Origin of the sequence: Geomobilimonas luticola (assembly GCF_018476905.1) — a bacterium.
Taxonomy (GTDB): domain Bacteria; phylum Desulfobacterota; class Desulfuromonadia; order Geobacterales; family Geobacteraceae; genus Geomobilimonas; species Geomobilimonas luticola.
Genome location: NZ_JAHCVK010000015.1, coordinates 15,686 through 35,735 on the forward strand (window position 1 = coordinate 15,686; position 20,050 = coordinate 35,735).

Annotated in this window: 17 protein-coding genes; all 17 read right to left on the reverse strand. The window is 59.7% G+C overall.

Annotation, left to right across the window (positions count from 1 at the left end; genetic code table 11):
- Positions 1–27: 27 nt before the first annotated feature.
- Positions 28–339 (reverse strand): hypothetical protein, encoded by a 312-nt coding sequence (locus KI810_RS16655; protein WP_214176700.1) that lies wholly within the window; start codon positions 337–339, stop codon positions 28–30.
- Positions 305–1,915 carry an alginate export family protein gene (locus KI810_RS16660; protein ID WP_246525782.1) on the reverse strand — a complete coding sequence of 537 codons (1,611 nt, stop codon included), beginning with the start codon at positions 1,913–1,915 and terminating at the stop codon, positions 305–307. The genes KI810_RS16655 and KI810_RS16660 overlap by 35 nt, the downstream gene beginning before the upstream one ends.
- 114 nt (positions 1,916–2,029) lie before the next feature.
- Positions 2,030–2,788, reverse strand: coding sequence for an energy-coupling factor ABC transporter ATP-binding protein (locus KI810_RS16665; RefSeq protein WP_214176701.1), 759 nt, complete (start codon positions 2,786–2,788; stop codon positions 2,030–2,032).
- Positions 2,785–3,594, reverse strand: a complete 810-nt coding sequence (gene cbiQ / locus KI810_RS16670; RefSeq protein ID WP_214176702.1) for a cobalt ECF transporter T component CbiQ — start codon at positions 3,592–3,594, stop codon at positions 2,785–2,787. Before cbiQ ends, KI810_RS16665 begins: the two co-directional genes overlap by 4 nt.
- Positions 3,595–3,674: 80 nt before the next feature.
- The gene (locus tag KI810_RS16675; RefSeq protein WP_214176703.1) at positions 3,675–4,721 is read right to left on the reverse strand and encodes an energy-coupling factor ABC transporter permease; all 1,047 of its coding nucleotides are present in this window, start codon (positions 4,719–4,721) and stop codon (positions 3,675–3,677) included.
- A gap of 217 nt (positions 4,722–4,938) precedes the next feature.
- Positions 4,939–5,583, reverse strand: coding sequence for a metal-dependent transcriptional regulator (locus tag KI810_RS16680; RefSeq protein ID WP_214176704.1), 645 nt, complete (start codon positions 5,581–5,583; stop codon positions 4,939–4,941).
- Positions 5,584–5,625: 42 nt separating this feature from the next.
- The gene (locus tag KI810_RS16685) at positions 5,626–5,799 is read right to left on the reverse strand and encodes a hypothetical protein (RefSeq protein WP_214176705.1); all 174 of its coding nucleotides are present in this window, start codon (positions 5,797–5,799) and stop codon (positions 5,626–5,628) included.
- Positions 5,800–5,873: 74 nt separating this feature from the next.
- Positions 5,874–7,865, reverse strand: coding sequence for a ferrous iron transport protein B (gene feoB / locus KI810_RS16690; RefSeq protein ID WP_214176706.1), 1,992 nt, complete (start codon positions 7,863–7,865; stop codon positions 5,874–5,876).
- A 108-nt stretch (positions 7,866–7,973) separates the two neighbouring features.
- A complete protein-coding gene (locus KI810_RS16695) occupies positions 7,974–8,405 on the reverse strand; it encodes a Fur family transcriptional regulator (RefSeq protein ID WP_214176707.1) in 432 nt (143 codons plus the stop codon).
- 385 nt (positions 8,406–8,790) lie between these two features.
- Entirely contained in the window at positions 8,791–9,204 is a 414-nt protein-coding gene (locus tag KI810_RS16700) for a VOC family protein (protein WP_214176708.1), read from the reverse strand.
- Between the two features lies 1 nt (position 9,205).
- Positions 9,206–9,931: a cytochrome c biogenesis CcdA family protein gene (locus KI810_RS16705; RefSeq protein ID WP_214176709.1), complete on the reverse strand. Its 726-nt coding sequence runs from the start codon at positions 9,929–9,931 to the stop codon at positions 9,206–9,208.
- A 25-nt stretch (positions 9,932–9,956) separates the two neighbouring features.
- Entirely contained in the window at positions 9,957–10,490 is a 534-nt protein-coding gene (locus KI810_RS16710) for a TlpA disulfide reductase family protein (RefSeq protein ID WP_214176710.1), read from the reverse strand.
- Entirely contained in the window at positions 10,487–11,854 is a 1,368-nt protein-coding gene (locus tag KI810_RS16715) for a sigma-54-dependent transcriptional regulator (RefSeq protein WP_214176711.1), read from the reverse strand. Before KI810_RS16715 ends, KI810_RS16710 begins: the two co-directional genes overlap by 4 nt.
- A gap of 84 nt (positions 11,855–11,938) precedes the next feature.
- Positions 11,939–13,042, reverse strand: coding sequence for a two-component system sensor histidine kinase NtrB (locus KI810_RS16720; RefSeq protein WP_214176712.1), 1,104 nt, complete (start codon positions 13,040–13,042; stop codon positions 11,939–11,941).
- A 90-nt stretch (positions 13,043–13,132) separates the two neighbouring features.
- The gene (locus tag KI810_RS16725) at positions 13,133–13,393 is read right to left on the reverse strand and encodes a hypothetical protein (protein ID WP_214176713.1); all 261 of its coding nucleotides are present in this window, start codon (positions 13,391–13,393) and stop codon (positions 13,133–13,135) included.
- Between the two features lie 140 nt (positions 13,394–13,533).
- Positions 13,534–14,502, reverse strand: a complete 969-nt coding sequence (locus tag KI810_RS16730; protein WP_214176714.1) for a polyprenyl synthetase family protein — start codon at positions 14,500–14,502, stop codon at positions 13,534–13,536.
- A 241-nt stretch (positions 14,503–14,743) separates the two neighbouring features.
- On the reverse strand, positions 14,744–20,050 hold a 5,307-nt coding region (locus KI810_RS16735), incomplete at its 5' end, for a CxxxxCH/CxxCH domain c-type cytochrome (RefSeq protein WP_214176715.1).

Consider the following 20,050-nt stretch of genomic DNA (forward strand, 5'->3'; position numbering starts at 1 on the left):
AAAAGAGCGTCCGGGAAACAGCGGCGGTCAGGCGCCTTCCTTGCCGCTTCGCGCCCGGTTCAGCTCCAGCAGCCGTCCCAGCACGTCGTCGTCGCCCATGTCCGGCTCCCAGCCGTAGGCGGCGGCAACGGCCTCGTCCAGGGCCCGGTGGGCGTTTGCCAGCCAGGCCGGCCGGGCGTTGTAGAGGTTGGTGAGGGTGCGTTTGGCCAGCTCCTTGGCCGCGGCATCGGGGGAGGGCAAAGTATTCTCCCCCCGGAGGGGGGAGGCAGGAGGGGGGAATGTTGGGAAGTTAACACACCATTTACTATTTCCGGGCCATCCGCAGTTTGGGCTTGGCATGGGACAGGTCGAACTGGAGCATGACATAGCCGTAGTCAATGTCCCTTTCGCTCCCGGTGGCGTCGCGGAAGAAGCCGCCGGTGAAGAAGCGGTCGTAGCCGGCGACAAACGACAGGTTGTCGGAAAAAGCGTAGGTGAGGGTGAAATCGGCCTCCACCCCCAGGTTCTTGCTGAAACCCGGCTCCACGTAGCTGGCGCGGAAGTAGCGGCCGGTAGCAGAGAAGTTCACCTCTCTGGTGATGTCGATTCCCCATCCGAGGGTATGGATTCGCAGGCCGCTGGCATGGTGGTCTCCCACGTCGATGCCCGAAAGTGAGCCGATTACGTTCATGTCGCCGGTGAGGGGGGAGTCGGTGTTGGGGTTGCTGAACTCTCGTCGGAAGGAGCCGCCGGTGGCAGCGTCGCTGTCGCCGGAGCCGAGGGCGTAGCTGGCGAAAAGATGGTTGTGATATCCCCACAGCGTGGTGTCGAAAGAAATATCCGCATGGCCGCCGTACGCAGAGATATTCTCATTCCCGTCCGTAGCGGGATTGAAGAGGCGTCCCGTCTGGAAGACCGGCTCCACTTCCAGCGCCACCGGGCCGAACGTCGCCATTCCCCGCACCCCCCAGGTATCCCGGTGCTCGCCCGCGTGATGCTCCCCGGAACCGGTATCGCGCAGGGCGTATGCCTCGAGTGCATTCCCTTCTGAAAAGGTCCAGGTCCCGTAACCACCGACCAGTTCTCCCTTCACCCCGTCGGAGAAGGGGGTGGCGTACCAGCCGCCAAAGAGGTCGATGGTCAGTGGCTTGAGCGGAGCAAGTCGTACCCGGAGCGCGTCAAAACTAAGCCCATCGTAGAACGAGTCGTTCCCCAGGACGAAGGCGCTGCCGTACACGAATTCCTGGCGCCCCGCCTTGAGGGAGTATCCTTCCGCTTCCGGCCAGTGGGCCTCGGCGAACCCCTGGTAGAGAGAGACCTTGCCGGCATACTGGCTCCCGCCGCTGAACCCGTACCCCTGCCCCTCGGCGTGGATATCGAGCCAGCCGGTCGGATGCCAGTAGGCGTAAGGCTTAACGCGGTAGAGGAAACGTCCTTCGCCGTGCCCCGGATTGTAGCTGAAATCGGGAAGCCGGAAGTTGCCGGCCCCCTCGCCGCGCAGGAATCCGTCAACCCCCACTTTGAACAGGAATGACGGATCATCGGGCTTGGCAAGCATCTTCTCGATCGTCTCCCGCAGGGTGACGTAGCCTGCAAGCTGGACCAGATCGTCCTTCAGCGCCTCGTGCAGCGCAGCGATCCGCTCCATCTCCTCGGGGGGGATCGCTGCCACCCCTTCCTTCTCGCACTTTTCCAGCAGTTTGACGATGACCGAGAGAAAACAGTGCGCCACTTCACCCCTCGGACAAGGCTTGCCGTCAACCACCACCTCATCGGGCAGCTGGCTGTCGGCGCCATATTTCCGGGCCAGGGCGGCAATCTCCTGGCAGGACGACTGATCGGCTGTTATGGAAACTTCGAGGCGTTCTTCTGCGAAACTGACAACGGGGGAGAACATGAGGCAACAACAGAGGAAGGGAAGGAACAAGCGGTGCATGGGCAATCTCCATAAGCGAAATACGAAACAGCGCAAACAATGAAATTGATAATAGTTATCAAAATCATTCCTGTCAACGTTTTTTCACGTATGCAGATCTTTTTGAAGTGGTGTCTAGCTCACTTTGCCGCCACAGACCGGGCATCCCTGCATGGACAAGGGCTTCTCCAGCCGGCACCGGGCAAGGAGTTCGTCATTGCGGAAAATCTCCAGGGGGGGGCCGTCACCCCTGACTTCCCCCTCGTGGAGGATAATGACCCGGCTGCAGAGTTCCAGCACCATGTCCAGATCATGGCTGGTGAATATCCTGGTGTGGCTGAACTCCCTGAGGAGCGCCATGAGCTGGCGGCGGGCATGGGGGTCGAGCCCGTCCGTCGGCTCGTCCATGACGAGGATGTCGGGGGACATGGAAAGCACCGTGGCGATGGCCACCCGCTTCTTCTCCCCCCCCGAGAGATTGTAGGGAGGTTTTTCCTGCAGGTGCCCGGCCCCGACCTTTTCCAGGGCATCTTTCACCCGCTGTTCCACGTCGGTTCCGGACAACCCCAGGTTGAGCGGGCCGAAAGCAACGTCGTCATAGACTGTCGGCATGAAGAGCTGGTCGTCCGGGTCCTGGAACACCATCCCCACCGTCCGCCGGATTTCGGGAAGGGTGGCCTTGGTCAGGGGATAGTCCCCGATGCGGATCTCCCCCGCGGTGGGGGTGAGAAAGCCGTTCAGGTGAAGCAAGAGGGTCGATTTCCCCGCGCCGTTGGCGCCGATGATCGCCACCGACTCGCCATGGGTAATGCGAAAGGAAACGTCCCGCAGGGCAACGGTGCCGTCGGGATAGACATGGCGGAGATTCCTGACTTCAACGATATGATGGCTCATGGTGATATTCCCGTAACGAGCGATCCCACCAGCTGTGACAGGTTCAGGAACCGCAGGATGATGAAGAGTGTGGACCAGCCCAGAAGGAAGAGCAGTTCCCTGCCGCCGAAACGTGTATCTCTTCGCGTGTGGAATTCGCCAGTGAACCCCCGCGCCAGCATGGCCATGTGGATCCGCTCTGCCCGCTGCCAGGTCCGGAGCAGCAGGTGTCCCACGAGGGAGCCGAAGATCCCCGGCTCCATCTTCTTCCCGAGCGAGCGGAGTTTTCGCGCCCGCTCCATCCGTGACCCCTCATCGGTGAGGACGAAGATGTAGCGGTAGAGGAAGAGAAGCTGCACGGCGAAGACCCGGGGCATCCCGATCCGCTCGAGGGCCAGACATACGCCAGGGAAGCCGGTCACCCCCACGAGCACGATCGCCGCCCCGACCGTGAGGATCGAGCGCATGACGATGGAGGCAAAGGAGAGCCAGCCGCCGGTGATGCCGAGTGATCCGATCTGGACGAGCACCTCCCGGTCGAAGATGGGGTTAAATATCCCCACGACCAGGGCAAAGGGACAGAGCAGGGCAATCTTCTTGATGACGTAGGCAACCGGAAGATTCCCGAGTGCAACCATCGCCACGGGGAAGATGAGAAAGGGGACGAGGGGGGTCACCTCGTATTTCCCGAATGAGACCACCGTCACGACAAAAACGAGGGTCGCCAGAACCTTGGCCCGTGGGTCGAGGCGATGGATCGCCGTATCCCCGGTGGCCAGCCGGTCAAGCCTTTTGAAATCCAGGAGCGCCCCGTCAATGGATGCCATGGTGGTCTCTCATACAACGGGGGAGGGGCAGCGCCCCTCCCCCGTTCCTCGCGATGAAGATACTTTCTGTTTCCGGTTCGTCAGGCAGACTGGTGCCGCTTTTTGAGGAGGAATCCCACCAGGAGGGCAACTGCCAGGGTTATGCATGCCCCGAGGACCCCTGAGACGCTGGTGCCGACCCTGCTCTCCCCTTTGTCTTTTCCCTGGCCGGCAGGCTGTGCCCCTTCCTTCCCCGTTTCTCCGGACTTCCGGAAGGAATAATCCGGCAGGAAGGAGGTCTTCCGCTGCACCTCTGCCAACGTTCCGTGAATTCCCTGTGTGGGACCCGGCAGTTCCCCCTTGCCGGTCACTTTGCCGATGGCCCATTCCAGACCGTCGGGGTCTTTCGAGGCAAACCAGGAGACCATACCTCCGGTCAGGACTGCCATGGCCAAAAAAGCGAGCAGCACGCCGCGAACCGGACGGCTGCCGGCGGAGCACGCCCCGGGAGAAGACGGGACGAGTTCCGGGCGGGCCCTGTACACGAACGAGACCACCGCAGCAGTCACAAACCCCTCCACAACGCCGATGGCAAGGTGAATCGGCTGCATCATGACGACAAACGTGGAGAACGGCAACGACGATTGCCCCGAGGCGACGGTTTCAAGGACCACCCCGAACGCACCGAGCTGCAAGCCGGTTACGGCGGCAGCGATCGCCGCCATGGTCATGCGCGCCCGGGTCTGATGCGCGCCGACAAGTTGCCGGTAGACAAAGGGATAGGCGATGAACGCCGGGAAAAACCCGAGGTTGAAAATATTGCACCCCAGCGCCAGCAGGCCGCCGTCGGCAAAAAACAGTGCCTGGATCACCAGAACCGATGCGATGGTAAGGAAGGCGGCGTAGGGGCCGAGGAGAACGGAAAGGAGGAGTCCACCACCCAGGTGACCGCTGGAACCGGTCGCCGGAATGCTGAAATTGATCATCTGGGCGGCAAAGATGAACGCGCCGAGTACCCCCATAAGCGGCACCCTGCTGTCAGCGAGGTCAGTCCGGACCTTCCTTGCGCAGTAGGCGATGGTTCCTGCCGAGGCCGCCCACATGGCCCCCCCCACGGCGGGTGACAACAGTGCGTCTGCCATGTGCATGGCGCTTGCTCCTTGATGACAGGGACCGGATTTTGCCACAGCAGGCCCCTGGTGTTACAAAACAAAAAAGCGTAACACCTCTTAGGTAGCATCCTGCTACGTGCATGTCAATGATATAGTTGCCGCGCAGAAAGGAGCGGGCGTGAAAAAGGCGGATTGAGGTCTCAATCCGCCGGGTCCTGCTCGCTCGTGGTCGGTGTAAGTGAGCTGCCTCACCCTATCTTCTGACGAATATCTCCCGTGCCATGGCGGTATCGATGGCGAATTCGGAGAAGCCGACCCGGAAGATGTAGGACGGAAAACTCTGCATGAGAATGATCCGGTTGCCGGGGAGGACCCCCATGGCCATCAGCTTCTGCATCTTCTTGCTGTCCTCGGTGAGGATGTAGGCGATCTCCCCCTCTTCCCCCGATTTCAGCTCCGTCAGCGGCACCACCCCCAGGTCGCCGCTCTGCCGCGCCTCCATACAGCAGTCGCCGGGGGGGATTGCCTTGCCGTGGGGGCAGGTGGTGGGATGATTGAGCATGGTGCAGACCTTGGTGTCCACCCCTTCGTTCAGCAGGTGCTCGAACTGGCACGCCTTGTCCTCGGCGGTCTCCCCCCGGATGTTGAGGACGTCCATCATCAGCCGTTCCGCCAGCCGGTGGCGCCGGATGGTCTTGCGCCCCTCCTCTTTCCCCTCGGGACGGAAATAGACCCGCTCATCCCGCACCTCGATGAACGCCAGACCAGTCAGTTCCCGATAGGCCGGATCATCGGCCGCCACGCTGATCCGCTCCCGCTCCTCGTAACCGCGCCCCTCTTCTTCCACAGCTATCCAGAGAGCTTCCAGGATCTCTTCCGCCTTGTCGGACAGTTTCATGCTTTATGTCTCCTTTTTGAAATATATATCGAACTGATAACCTTATGAATTTTTGCCGAATACCTTTTTCAGCTTCTTCACCACCGCCGGTTCGGGGGGATTCTCGTAGAAACAGCGGGGACAGCGGACCGACCGGCACGGCTTGCCGCACTTGCCGCACCCCTTGATCCCCTCTTCCTCGGCAAACTCATGCCCGCAATATCCGCACCGTATCATAAAAACTCCGTGACCAGGGACCGGGGACCGGGAAATCGTCGTTTTACCTTGGTCCCTGGTCCTGGCCTGTCGCCTTACAAAATCCCCGTCACCAGCAAGAACTTGTTGAGCAGCCAGCCGCTTCCGAAGGCGAGTCCGCTGACGAACAGGCCGATACCGACCGCCACCATCGTCCCCCGCTCTTTCTTCATGATGAGGAACTGGGCGACGCAGGGAATGAAGAGGGTGAGGGTCACGGCGGCCACCGTCAGCTGGCGTGGATCGAGGAGCCCGTTGGTCTGCAGGTCGTACAGTCCGGCCGCGCCGTAATCCCGGCGGAAGAAGCCGAAGATGAACGCAACCGCCACCTCCTTGGGAAGCCCCATCATCGCCATCACCGGACTCATGGTATCCACCGCCTTCTCGAAGAAGTGGGTGATCTTGCCGATCCAGAGCAGCACCGAGGCGAGGATGAAGAGGGGGAGTATCTCCAGGAAGTACCACTGCATCCGGGTGTAGGTCTTGGTCAGGATGTTGGAGAGCTGGGGGAGCCTCATGGGAGGGAGCTCCATGTAGAACATGGGGGTCTCGCCCGGCATGATCCTGGCTGCCAGAAAACCTATGACGAGGAAGATCAGGAGCAGACAGAGACTCCAGACGAGGAGCGCCCCCGGTGCCTTGGAGAGGAGAGCCAGGATCACCCCGAGCTGGGCCGAACAGGGGATGGCCAGCGCCAGAAGCAGGGTGGCGATGATCCGCTCCCGCACCGTCTCCAGGGTACGGGTCACCATGGTGGCCATGGTGTCGCAGCCGAAGCCGAGCACCATGGGGATAACCGCCCGACCCGTGAGGCCGATCTTCTTGAATACCCGGTCCACCAGGAGTGCCAGGCGGGGGAAATAGCCGCTGTCCTCCAGGATGGAGAAGAAGAGGAAGAAGGTCGCCACGATGGGGAGAATGATCCCCACCGCGTAGCGGAGTCCGAGGGTGATGACGCCGTACTCACCGACAAACAGCTCCTGGATCACCCCCCACGGGATGACCCCCTTGACGAGGTCGGTTATCCAGGGGTTGAAGTGCTCCTCGAACCCCTTACCCTCCAGCACATCCACCAGGGTGCCGGCGCCGAATTCCCCGACGAACTTGTAGAGGCCGAAGTAAAGGACAACCAGGAGGAGCGGCACCCCCGTCACGGGACGGACCGCCCAGCGGGAAAGCCGTTCGCTGAAGGTAATGCGACGCTGGGCGGGAAACCGGAACACGTCAGCCAGAAGCCCCGTGACGATCCCCTTCCGCTCCATGGACAGGTCCATGTGAAAGGATTCCCGCCGCTCGAAACATTTCGCCTTCACCTGGGCGGCGATAGCCGCGAACCCGTCTCCTTCCCGCTCCTTTACCAGTGCGGCCACTTCGTCATCCCGCTGAAGGAGGAGCAATGCCAGGGATTTGCGGGAAATGGGGTAACTGCCATGGATAAGGTTTGCCACGCTGTCGATGTCCGCTTCCAACCGGCGGCTGTAGCCGAACACTGCGTGGGTCTTCCCCGTGTAAGTCGCGATGGCGCGGCGGATCTCCGCCAGCCCCCGCTTCTTGGCAGTGGCCGCGCCGATCACCGGAATGCCGAGTTTTTCCTGCAGCAGCGGAATATCGATGGCAAGCCCCATCCGCTCCGCCTCGTCCATGATGTTCACCACGAGCACTACCGGCAGCTGGGCGTCGATGAGCTGGAGCGTCATGGACAGCATCCGCTCCAGGTTACGGGCGTCGATGACATGGACCACCACGTCCGGCGCTTCGTTGAGGAGTATCTCCCGGGCCACCCGCTCCTCTTCCGTAATGGGGAGGATGGAGTACATCCCCGGTGTATCCATGATCTGGAACTGCTCGCCGTCGATGGTCGCCGCTCCGCGGGAAACCTCCACCGACGTGCCGGGGTAGTTGGAGACCGTCACATAGGCGCCGGTCAGGGCGTTGAAAAGGACACTTTTCCCCACGTTCGGATTTCCCACCAGCACAACCTTGCGGGCGTGGGAGGGGGCATCGTCGTGGGGGGTGTGACAACTCGCTTTCTTCTTGAACAATGCCATGTACGGTAGAACCTTTCTTTGCCGCTCCAGTTGTTGTTTATGAAAATCACTTTCACTGACTGGAGAAAATTTTTTCAGTTTTTATTTAGCGATGCGAGGTGCGGCGTGTCACTTCCTGCACTTGGGACATAGGCCGTACAACTCCATCTTATGGGTCTCGATGAGGAAGCCGTGGGATAAGGCCACCTCGTCCTGCAGCTTCTCGATGACCGGGTTCTCGAATTCCACGATGGTGCCACAGCGGGTGCAGACCAGGTGGTCGTGGTGCTCTCCTTCGTTCACATGCTCGTAGCGGGTCTGGCCGTCGCCGAACTGGATCTCGCGGGCAAGCCCCGCCTCGGCGAAGAGCTTGAGGGTTCGATAGACCGTGGCGTAACCGATGTTGGGGTGCTTGGCCCGGACCTTCAGGTAGAGTTCTTCAATGCTCATATGCCGGTCCGAGGCCAGAAAAAATTCAAGGATGGTGTCACGCTGGCGGGTAGACTTGAGGCCCTTCTGGGCGATAAAATCACTGAAAAGCTTTTTCTTGACCCGTTTCACGCAGCCCCCCTCATTGAAAGTGATTTTCATAATATATATTCTGCCGGCAGGTGTCAACTTCTATTTTCGTCTGCACTGAAGCCATAAAACGAAAACGCGATGCAAAATTAACTGTATATATTATCTTGAATATTTGCTAGAGTTGAATCCGATGGGAGGTGAACCGATGAAAGAATTACTACTGATGCTTGGCTTCGTGGCATTCTGGGTCGTGCTGCAGAAGTACATTCTCCCCCGCTTCGGGGTCCCCACCTGAATGGCCGACGCCTGCTCTCCCGAGGATCGGGAGAAAAAGAAAAAAACGGGGACTGGGGACCAGTGACCGGAAATTGCAACACGAGATGAACTGATGCCTGTTTCCCGGTGACCGGACACCAGTAACTGGTCACCGCCGTAGCGGCTCTTCAAGCACCAGGAGGTAGCCATCGGGATCGAAGCACCACAGCTCTTTCATCCCGTAAGGCTTCTCCTCCAGGGGATAAAGAACCGTAATATCCTCCTCCATGACAGCATCGAAAACGTCCTCGATGTCGTTCACCCGGACATGGAGGGTCATCCCCACGCCTTTCGGGTACTCCGCCAATCGCTCCGCCAGGACCGGATGGGCCCGTCCCACCGCTTCTTCATCCACAAATATCAGTTCCAGGCTGTCTTGCCGCAGCACGAGATGCTCGGGCGCCCCCCGGGAGGTAAGCGCCCGCTCGACGGGGAGTTCCAGGATACCGGCGTAGAACGCCTCCGTCGTACCGAGGTCGGCGACGGCAAGCTGGATGGAGATCGTCGCCGGCACGGCACCCATGCTACTCACCGAACCAGATGGTGGTGTAGCGGCTCAGCACCGTCAGGTAATTGGTGAAGACCATGACCCCGACGACGACGAGAAAGACCCCGGTGACGATCTCGAAGATGCGGATGTACTTCTTGAAGCGGTTGAAAACGACGAGAAACTGGTGCATGGCCAGGGCGGCCAGGAAGAAGGGGATGGCAAGCCCCATGGAGTAGGTGAGCAGCAGGGCGATACCATGCATCACGGTTTCCTCTGCCGCAGCCACCATGAGAATGGAGGCGAGGATAGGGCCGATGCAGGGGGTCCACCCGGCGGCGAAGGCAAGCCCCACAAGGAAACTCCCCACGTAACCGGCAGGCTTGTTGTGCACGGTGACTCGTTTCTCACCCAGGAGAAACTTGATGGGTACGATGCCGGTAAGGTGGATGCCGAACAGAATGATGAGCACCCCGCCGACCTGGCGGACGGTCTTCATGTGCTCCTGCAGCAGGCCGCCAATGAAGGTGGCAGAGGCGCCGAGGAGAACAAAGACAACCGTGAAACCGGCTATGAAGAGCAGCGTGTGGATGATGGTCTGCTGACGGACCTTGTGGGTCGGATGTTCCGCCTGCAGATCGGCGAAGGAAAGTCCGGTTATGTAGGTTATGAAAGAAGGTATGAGAGGGAGGACACAGGGAGAAAGGAAGGAGAGAAGCCCCGCCACAAAAGCCCCCACATACGTTATGTTGCTTGTTTCCATGACCTGAACCCTTTCCGGACGGAAACTAGTGAGTTGTCAGCCCGTCAAGATACCTGATCACCTCCGGATCGCTCCAATCCATCGGGCCGATGACTTTTTTCAGTATAACACCCTTCCCATCGATGACAAAGGTTTCCGGTACCCCCGTGATGCCGTATAACCTGCCGACGGACCGGTCAGTATCGAGGAGAGCCGGCAAGGTACTCCCCGATTCCTTGAAATAGCCGGCGACGGCCTCCCTTCCCCCCTCGTCGATGGAAACGGCGAGCATCTGGAAGGGTTTGCCCGCCATGGCCCGGTTCAGCTTCACCATGGAAGGGACCTCTTCCCGGCAGGGGGGGCACCAGGTTGCCCAGAAGTTGAGCAGCACCACCTTCCCCTGCAGGGAGGAAAGCCGGACTTCCTGTCCATCGAGGTCGCGGAGGGTGAAATCCGGTGCCGGGCTCCCTTCCCGTACCTTGACCACCGACTTGCCCGTCGGCGCTCCTTTCTGCTCCTTGGAACAGCCGGCACAGGCAACCATTACACACACCATCGACCAAAGAATGAAATTCCTCATCGTTTCCGCTCCTGTGGGGGGGTTATGGCATACTTTTCCATCCGGTAGATCAGGGTGTGCCGGGGGATCCTGAGGAAGCGGGCTGCCCGGGTCTGGTTCCAGTCGTTTCGCTCCAGCGCTTCGATGACGATCTCCCGCTCCAGTTGCTCCAGAGAATACCCGTCGGGGGGGAGGTTGACCACCCTGCTCCCTCCGACAGCTCCCCCGCCTCGCATCTTGTCCGGCAGGTCCGTCACCCCGATGACGTCGCCACTGCGCATGATCAGAAGCCGCTCCACCGTATTCTCCAGCTCCCGGACATTGCCGGGCCAGGGGTAGCCAGCCAGAAAATCCAGGACTTCCGGCGAGAAGGCAATGTCTTTGCCTCCATGCTTGGCCGCAAAGTGGCGGACCAGGACCGGTATATCCTCGCGGCGTTCCCGCAAGGGGGGGAGGTGAATCGGTATCACGGCAAGCCGGTAGTAGAGATCCTCCCGAAATGCTCCGTCGGCAATCGCCTGCTCCAGATCGGCGTTCGTGGCAGCGATCACCCGCACATCCAGTTTCTGGCAGTTCGTGCCGCCAACCGGCATAACCTCCCGCTCCTGGAGCGCCCGGAGGAGTTTTGGTTGCAGTTCGAGGGGGAGCTCACCCACCTCGTCGAGGAAGAGGGTACCGCCACCCGCTGCCTGCAACCTGCCGGTCTTGTCCCGCACGGCGCCCGTAAAGGCCCCCCGGACATGACCGAACAGTTCGCTTTCCAGAAGGTCGCGGGGGATGGCGGCACAGTTGATCGCCACGAACGGCGCAGCGTGGCGGCCGCTCTGCAGATGGATCGACCGGGCCACGAGCTCTTTACCGGTTCCCGATTCTCCGGTGAGAAGCACCGTCGCCTCGGTGTCGGCAACTTTGCGGACGGCCGCGAAGACCTGCTCCATCCCCCGGGAGATGCCGACGATGTGGCGAAAATCGGTACGTTCGGCCAGCTCCTCTTTCAGGCGCCGGTTCTCCTGGGAAAGCCCTCTCAGTTCCAGCGCGTTGCGCACCAGAAGCTTCAGTTCGTCCCGGTTGAACGGCTTGGTGATGTAATCGTAGGCCCCGCCTTTCATCGCTTCCACCGCCGTCTCGACGGCACCGAAGGCGGTAATGACGATGACCGGGGTTTCGGGAGACTGGGCCTTGACCGCGGCCAGCACCTCGAAGCCACTCATTCCCGGCATCTTGAGGTCGGTAATCACCAGTGCTGGCTGTGACTCGGCAAAGAGGGCCATCCCCGTCGCCCCGTCGGCGGCGGTGAGAACGCCGTACCCCTCCTCCTGAAGGTTGTATTCCAGTACACGCCGCAGGGAGGTGTCGTCATCGATAACAAGAATGGTTGCTGGCATCGGTCTCCTGACCAGTAAGCATATATTTCTTCAGATTTACTTGGTGTTAACTCAAAATTCAAAACCCATAACCCAAAATTGAATCTAAACCGGCAGCTGCACGACAAACGTCGTCCCCTTCCCCACCTCGCTCGTCACGTCAATGGTTCCGCCGTGACTCTCGACGATCTTCTGGGCTATGGCCAGTCCCAGACCGGTTCCCCCCTCCTTGGTGGTGAAAAACGGCTCGAAAATCCGCGTCAGCTGTTCCGGAGCGATTCCTGCACCGGTATCGGCGAAGGAGAGTTCAATGCGGGATGGCGCCCCTTCCCGTACGGAGAGGGGTGCGGTGCGAATGGTGAGACTCCCCCCCCGGACAGTCGCCTGGATACCGTTCAGCGCCAGGTTAAGAAATACCTGGCGCAGCTTTTCCCTGTCCCCCCGCACCGGAGGCAGGTCTGCCAGCTCCAGACGCAACATGACTCCGCGGGAAGCAGCTTCGCCTTCCAGAAGGGACTGCACTTCCCGCAGTTCGGACACCAGGTCGCAGGTTTCCCGCTCCGCAGCCACTGGCCGGGCAAGGCCGAGGAAGTCCTCCACGACCCGGTTGAGCCGGTCGGTCTCCTTGAAGAGAATCTCCAGGAATTCGTACTTCCGGTCGCCGGGGCGGTAATCGTCGCGGAGAATCTCGGCCGTCCCCCGTATGGACCCAAGCGGGTTGCGGATCTCGTGGGCGAGGACCGCCGAAAGCTCACCAAGCGCCGAAAGTCGCTCCGCACGACGCAGTTGCTCCTCGATGCCGATAATCATGTCCGCCTGGTGCTGCAGCTTCCGGTAGGACTCCTCCAGCCCCCGCGCCGTCTCTTCCAGCTGTCGACGCCGGGTTTCCTCCTGCTGGCAGAGGAAACCGGTAATGCCGCCGACCACGTTGTAGAGAAGTATTTCCAGGAATTTCTCCAGCTCGAGAGCGGAATGGTGCCCCCACTGGAAGAGCACATGGGGGATATAGAGAAAGCTCACCATCAGCGATGAAATGAGCCCCCCGCGCAGGCCGAACCAGAAGGCAGCCAGGATGATCGGCAGGTAGTAGAGCCGCTGAAAGATGTCATGGAGCATGGGGCGCTGGAGGGGGGTCAGGTAGTGGAGCAGGCTTATTCCCACCACGGCAACCGCCAGAAACGCAAGGCGTAACAGGTCAGTTCGCTTCATGAGGACAATTTACGACCAGTATCAGCTTGAATGCAAGGGATTTTTCAAGGAGACGGGGGGCATGGTCCGCCCACGAGGTGCATCGACGCTTCAGATACGGGAGTTGCGGCTTCGGCGGGGAATTCCCGCGTATTCCTGCAGAATCTTGCGGGAGCTGACCGCAAGGGGAAGGAGACGTTCATGTCGGGCAAGGGCCTCTTCCAGGGAGGAACCGTCGTTTATGATGACATCGTCATCAGCGAAGTAGGTTCTGGCAAAATGCCGCCCGTCGGTGCGGCAATAGACTGCGATCTCGTAATGATCACCCTGGAATTCGATTTCCGTCCTGTGTACGAGTTTCTCGTCGACCATGGGCACATTCCATTCACAATGCAATAAAATTAACGACAATACATAGTGAGCAAGTTCTGCGCCAACAACTACAACGAGATAACACACTGATTTATGTAAGAACCCAATTATGGAACACTGTTATTTAGCGGAAGGGACTGCTATTTAGCGCGGGTCACTACGTAGTCTGCCAGGCTTTGGAGGGCGGTTTTGCCGGGGGATGCAGCGAAGGCGTGAAGGTGGGTCTTGGCCTGCTCGATGTATTCCCGTGCCTTACCCATGGCGTAGTCGATACCGCCATAGGTGTGCACAAGATCGAACACCGCATGGAAGTCTTCTGCTGCAAGGATATCCTTGGCGACGATGTCGCCGATCAGGTTACGCTCGCTCGGTGTGCAGCGCTGCAGGGTATGGATCAGGGGGAGGGTGATCTTCCCTTCCTCCAGGTCATGGCCAATGCTTTTGCCGAACTCGTCTTCGTTGGCCACATAGTCCAGGGTATCGTCCATGAGCTGGAATGCTATGCCAAGGTCCATGCCGAAATCCCGCAGAGCGGCTTCCTGGTCGGGAGCTGCTCCACCGATGATGGCGCCGGCATGGCAGGCTGCGGAAAGGAGGATGGCGGTCTTGCAGCGGACCACTTCCACGTAGCGCTCTTCCGTCATGTCCAGATCGCTCGTCGAAACCAGCTGGAGCACCTCCCCTTCGGCGATGAGGGTGGTGGCGTTGGAAAGGACACCGAGAACCCGCAGGTCGCCATCGGCCACCATGAGGGAGAAGGATTTTGAAAAGAGGAAATCCCCCACGAGGACGGACGCCTCGTTGCCCCAGAGGGTATTGGCAGAAGCAATTCCCCGGCGGAGATTGGCATTGTCCACCACGTCGTCGTGGAGCAGGGTCGCGGTATGGATGAACTCGACAACGCTTGCCAGCGGTACATGGCGCTCCCCGCGATACCCGCAGAGATTGGCGGCCAGGAGCAGAAGAGCTGGGCGTATGCGCTTGCCGCCGCTGGACACGACGTATTCCGCGACCTTGCGAATAAGCGGCACGTTGGACTGCAGGTCCTTCTTGAACTGCAGTTCCACGTTTTTCAGATCTTCACCGATCAGGGCAAGCGCTGCTTCCATCAAAGGACCTCGACTCAGAATGGTGCAATACTATAGGAATACCGCAGTTTTTGTCAAAGTTTTTCTGGCCATGCGGCGTAACATGGCGCTTTACGGAAGGAGGGGTGCACTTATCCTTGCGCTCCCCTCCTCCGCACTTCATTCATTCTCCCATCACATGGAAAAACGGGTCGATGCGTAATGCATCGACCCGTTTTTCCGTCGGCAAACCATTTTTCACCTACCATTGCATAAAACCAGCTTACGGAGCGACCACCCGCGTATTGTACTCGAGCTGATACTGGGTATGCTCCGGATCCGTCGGGTACGCCTCCGGCGCAGGGGGCGGATAATCGCTCATGGCATGGAACGGCAGCGGATCGAGGTATTTGTAATCCTTGAAATCCTTGTAGTAGAGATCGGCTTTAAGGATGAAGCTCCTTGCTCTGCCGGCCTGGGGTGCGGAAAGAGCCGGGAACGACAATTTGAGTTTATCCGCATAGTTCATGATGACATATTTGTCATCCCTTTGTGTCAGCAGCGCCCCCACATCACCGTACCTGGTGAAATTGCCGTATCCGAAAAAGTCTGGATTGGTGGGAAGGCTCGTATCACCGGCTGCCATACGATTGAGTATTGAGGGTATGGAAAGAATCGAATTCCCGCCGAATTGCAGATCGGCGGAAGATGCCTGCACCTCCTGCATGGTGACACCCACTGGTGCTGAGTCATCCATCCTGATCCGGTCGAACACCCACACCTGTGCTTTCTTGATACCCAGGTGCAACCTGACACGATGATCGGAACTCAGGAACTTGTTGGACATGTCAACAACCATGGTCTTCAGGTCACCCATGGGCATGCCGAAGGTCTGGACCTTGACCCAGGCACCGCTGGCATCAACCACTTCCGCATAGGGCTGGATGGACAGAGTTGAGAGATACAACTTGGAATTGATGTCCTGCCAACCGTCTATCACCAATTTGGCATGTTCCGGATGCTGAATCGTACCGAAATCAAAAGTGTAGTAATTGTCGGGGTCATCCGGCGTCATTGGCGCCGGATTGTCGTCCACCGAGAGGACGGCAGAGAGGATATCATTGCCATATTTGTCGGTCGCTGTTTTGGGCAGAACAGGATCCTTGATGGTGTATATCCTGAAGGGATCCGCATACCCGTAATAATAGGTATTTTCGGCACCCGATGACACGATCTGGTATCCGCGCGGGTAATCGACAACCAGTAATTTGGCCTCATCCAGGAAAGTCGCCTCCGGCAGAGACTCCCAGATATTCACCCGGTATTTCTGGTCCGTATCAGGGACAAGACTGTCAAGAACTATGTAGGATGGCTGATAAAGCGTTACATTCCTGGCAGCTTTTTTGATCTGGGATATTGCCGGTCCTTGCAGATCTGTTTCATATTTGAACTCGGTACCATTCCAGGAATACACCAAGGGACAACTGCTCTTCGGGCAGATACCAGTATCGGTGATACTCAAGGAATTGACCGACGACCAGGGGCCAACGGACAAGTTAAGGGGATTCCGCGCCTGTACCCGCCAGTAATAGGTGTTGGTCGTAGTAAGCCCCGCCCCCCATGAAGTTGCGGCAATCCAGCCGGACGCATAGGTAACCGTGGTAAATGTGGGATCAGTACTCACCTGAACGCTGTACTCTACGGGCGTACCGATGGCACTCCAGTTCAGATAGATGTAGTAGTAGTTGCTGCAACTCACATCGGAGAAGCCGTTCACTGGCGTTGTCAGCACCGGTGCCGGCGGAGCAGCGCCATCCGACATGATGAAGCTTTGCACGGTAGACCACGCCGAAACCGGATCCTGAGCCGTGGTGTGGCTCCCGTCCCGCGCCTGAACCCGCCAGTACCAGGTGGCATTGGTGGCAAGGGTCGGCGTCCAGCTGGCCCCGGATATCCAGCCGGAACTCTGCTTGTTGGCGCTGTTGAAACTGCTGCTGGTATCAACTTCCACGCTATACTGGATCGGGCCGGCGTCCGGGTCGGTGGAAGCGTTCCACTGGAGGGTGACCGGCGTACTCGTCGCACTGACCATGTTGGCATGTGCCACAAGAGTCGGAACCGTTGGGGGGACAGAGACGTAGAAGGTTTGATCGCCCGAGGTTATCGATCTGCCGGAACCGGACACTGAGCGTACCTGGAAGTGGTAGGTACTGTGATTGACCAATGCCGAAAACTGCACACTGTGGCCTGCTACAAGGGAACTATTGCCGGCCGTCAAACCGTAGCCGGCCGTGAGGCCATAGTCGACATAGGAGGTCGCCACCAGATTGGTACCCCAGGTTATGGTTGCATAGACATTGCTGAGTGCTGCCACGAAGTTCCCTGCCGACGGGCCCGTGGTAATGGCTATGGGAGGCTCATAGGCCCATGGCGTCACCACGTTCCACCCCTGGTCAGTACCGTTGCCGGTGTTGCTTTCGTGACAGGAGGGCCAGTAGGTACCGGGATTACCATCGCCATAGCTATCATAAACTCCGGGTATCCGGCCATTGCCATAACCGACATCGCCATAACTGGACCACTGCACATAGGCGGACGGGGTATACTGCGTACGCCCCTTATGTCGTGAATCGAGACAGTTGGAGACCATCAGACGGGGAAGTACCGAGCTGGTATGGGGCGCATGGCACTTGGAACAGGTGTAGGTATGCTTGATTGTCCCATTGGCAGTTTTCCACCCCTTGACCGACTCATGAATCCGGTCCTTGCTCTTCCAGGTATGGGTTGTGCCGTCGGTGAGACTTCCCTTCGAATGGCAGGTAAGACACAAACCCGCAAACTGGTCGTCCGACTCATTGACTCCGGTGACCGCATCGCCGATACGCGAACCGAAGGTATTCTGGTCGATGTGATAGGTGTTCGGATCGTTCCATGGCAACCCGGTCTGAGGCGAGTTATTCTTGGGCGACACATCCTCCTTGTAGGGAGAGGTGAGCCAGGTACCCTTGAGGAGCGGCACCGCATACTGCTGATTGGCTCCCAGGGTAGGACTCACCCCATGGGGGTCGTGACAGGGGGTGCAGAGCCCTTCGACGGCCCCCTCCGGATTGCTGGAGAGGGGGGACGAGGCACCGAAGTGGCCACCCTTAACGAGATTCATCTTCTTGTAGGAATATCTCGTCTTCGCACCTGCAGTACTGTATCCCATGTAAGGGGAATCCCAGTAGCCGAGGATAGGCTGGCTCGCCCCGTAGGTGGAGGTATATCCCCAAGGGGTGGTATACCCCCGGAAGGCAACCGCCTGGGTCGGAGTGGCACTCATGTGGCAGTCGAGACAGATGCTGGCGCCGGGGCTGCGCACATTCTTGTCCGCCGTGCTCCCCCCCGCCTGGGGCTTGTAAGTGGTTGCATAGCCACCGATCCCCTTGACAGTCTCTTTCAACAGTCCCCCACGTTTGTTCCCCGTGGCACTGGAGTAACGGCTGGTGATCCCCGCCACGCTGGAGCCGTGGGAGTTGTGGCAGTCATAGCACTGGACCCCGGTTGTGCCGCTGGTGTTGGTGATGGCACCGTCCACGCCGGTGGTGGTGTTCCACCCCCGCTGGTTACCCGCCGCGTTGCCGTGGGCCGACAGGGACTTGGCAATCCGCTTCTGGGCCGCGTTGGTTACGGTGGAGTATTTCCCCCAGGTGGTCTTTTCGGTCTGGGCATAGCGGGCGGCGACGCTGGTCCCGTCCCAGGCGTACTGCTTGGGGGTCTTGCCGTCGCCGAAGGGGTCGGTGGCGTTGTTCTGGTCGCTGTGGCACCCCAGGCAGTGGCTGGTCACTTTCTCGATCTCGCCCCGCGACCCGTCGGCGGTGTACTGGACGGCGGTGGCCCCGGCGGTGAAGGTGGTCGGACGGGCGGCGGCACCGTAGATGACCAGGTCTACCGGCGAGCCGGAAGCGGCCGCTCCGCCATGATAGGCGCTGTTGATGGTGCCGTTGCTGTTGGCCTCCCAGTGGCACTGGTAGCATTTGGCGTCGGTCAGCTCTCCCTGGACATGGTGGGAGCTCCCCCCGAATTGGCCGGTGACCGCTGCACGGCTACCCTGGGCTACGGAGTGGCAGCCGAGGCAGGAGCTTGCCCCCCACTGGGCGCTGGTGGCGCCATGGCAGGATATGGCACTGCAGGAGCCCCCAGCCGCGTTGAAGGTATAACTGAAGGATGCCCCGCCACCCGGATTGACGTTGTAGGCCCGGTTGACGTGGTTGGCGACACCGGTGATGGTGGTACCGTCAGTGGTGGTGGCATTATGGCAGCTGTTGCAGGTAAAGTTATGCCGCTGGTGGCTGTTGGCCTTGGGCAAGCCGTTCGCGTACGCTGGTGGATTGCCGTGGCATCCGGAACAGGTCATGGCGCCCGAACCCCAATTGGAAGTGGTAGTAGCCGGGACGGTGCCAGTGGCAACAGAGATACCGTTGCTGTGACAATAGAGGCTGGAGCAGGCACCATAGCCGTCACCGGGTGCGGGAGTGCCCGTGTAGGCGGCCGTTACGCCGTACATTGGAGGGAACTTGACGTCGACCCGGTAATCAACGTGCGAGGAGCTCCCATTGTGGCAGACGGAAGCACACCCCGTCAGGCTGTCGGAACCAACGTAGTTATGGCACGCGGCGCACCGCGCCGGCCCGTTGGCACCGCCGCCGACGGCGACCGTAAGGTACTGCAGATGCTTGGTATGGCTGCCGGAACCGACCTCGGGTGACCCCATCCCTCTCCCCGCCCAGTAGGAATGCCCCTCGTCGGCAAGATGGCAGGCGCCACAGGTTCCTTCAACACGGTTTCCCCATGTGGGATTCTTGTATTCTCCCGGCAAGCCGGTCAGCGGTCCACCGGTAGCGGTCTGGACAACGCTGTGGCAGTAGAGGTTGCTGCACTGGCCGTACGATGCACTTGGCACGGAAGAAGCGGAACCGTTCGCCGCGCCTCGGTAGTTCGCCCCAACAAGCAAGGGATAGGTCGTCGAGTCGAATGACCATTCCGCCTTGCCATCCACATGCCCGGCAGGGTAGGCACCATGACAGACAGTACATGCCTGTTGCCGTCCGTAGACGTAGTTGTTGAACGGCGGATCACCGGAGGGAGCATACCAGTACTGGCCGCTACCGGTATGGGTCTTGTGGCTCCCCCGCAAGGGAGGAGTTGTCATGCTTGCCCCGTGACAGGTGCCGCACTGACCGGAAGAGCTGTTGTTCCAGGCCGGGGTTATGGTGGTTCCCCCGTTCCTGTCATTGGCCACGCTCATGGTGGCACCGTGGCAGTATACATTGGAACAGGTGCGGGTAGCGGTATCATAGGCAGCAGATGAGCCGGCCAGGATGCCGGTGGTGTCCTTATACACATCCTGGAAGGTGCCGGTATTGTGGCTGTTCCCCTTGTGGCACTCGGTGCAGCTGTACTGGTAGTTCACCCCACCACCGGCGTGACGCCGGTGCGGAGAGCTGGTCTCGTCAACCCCGGCATACCCTGCCGCCGCGGCCGGCGGCGGATAGCCGTGACAGCTGGAACAGCTGGCGGAGAAGGACCCGATGGCACTCTGGTGGCCGTG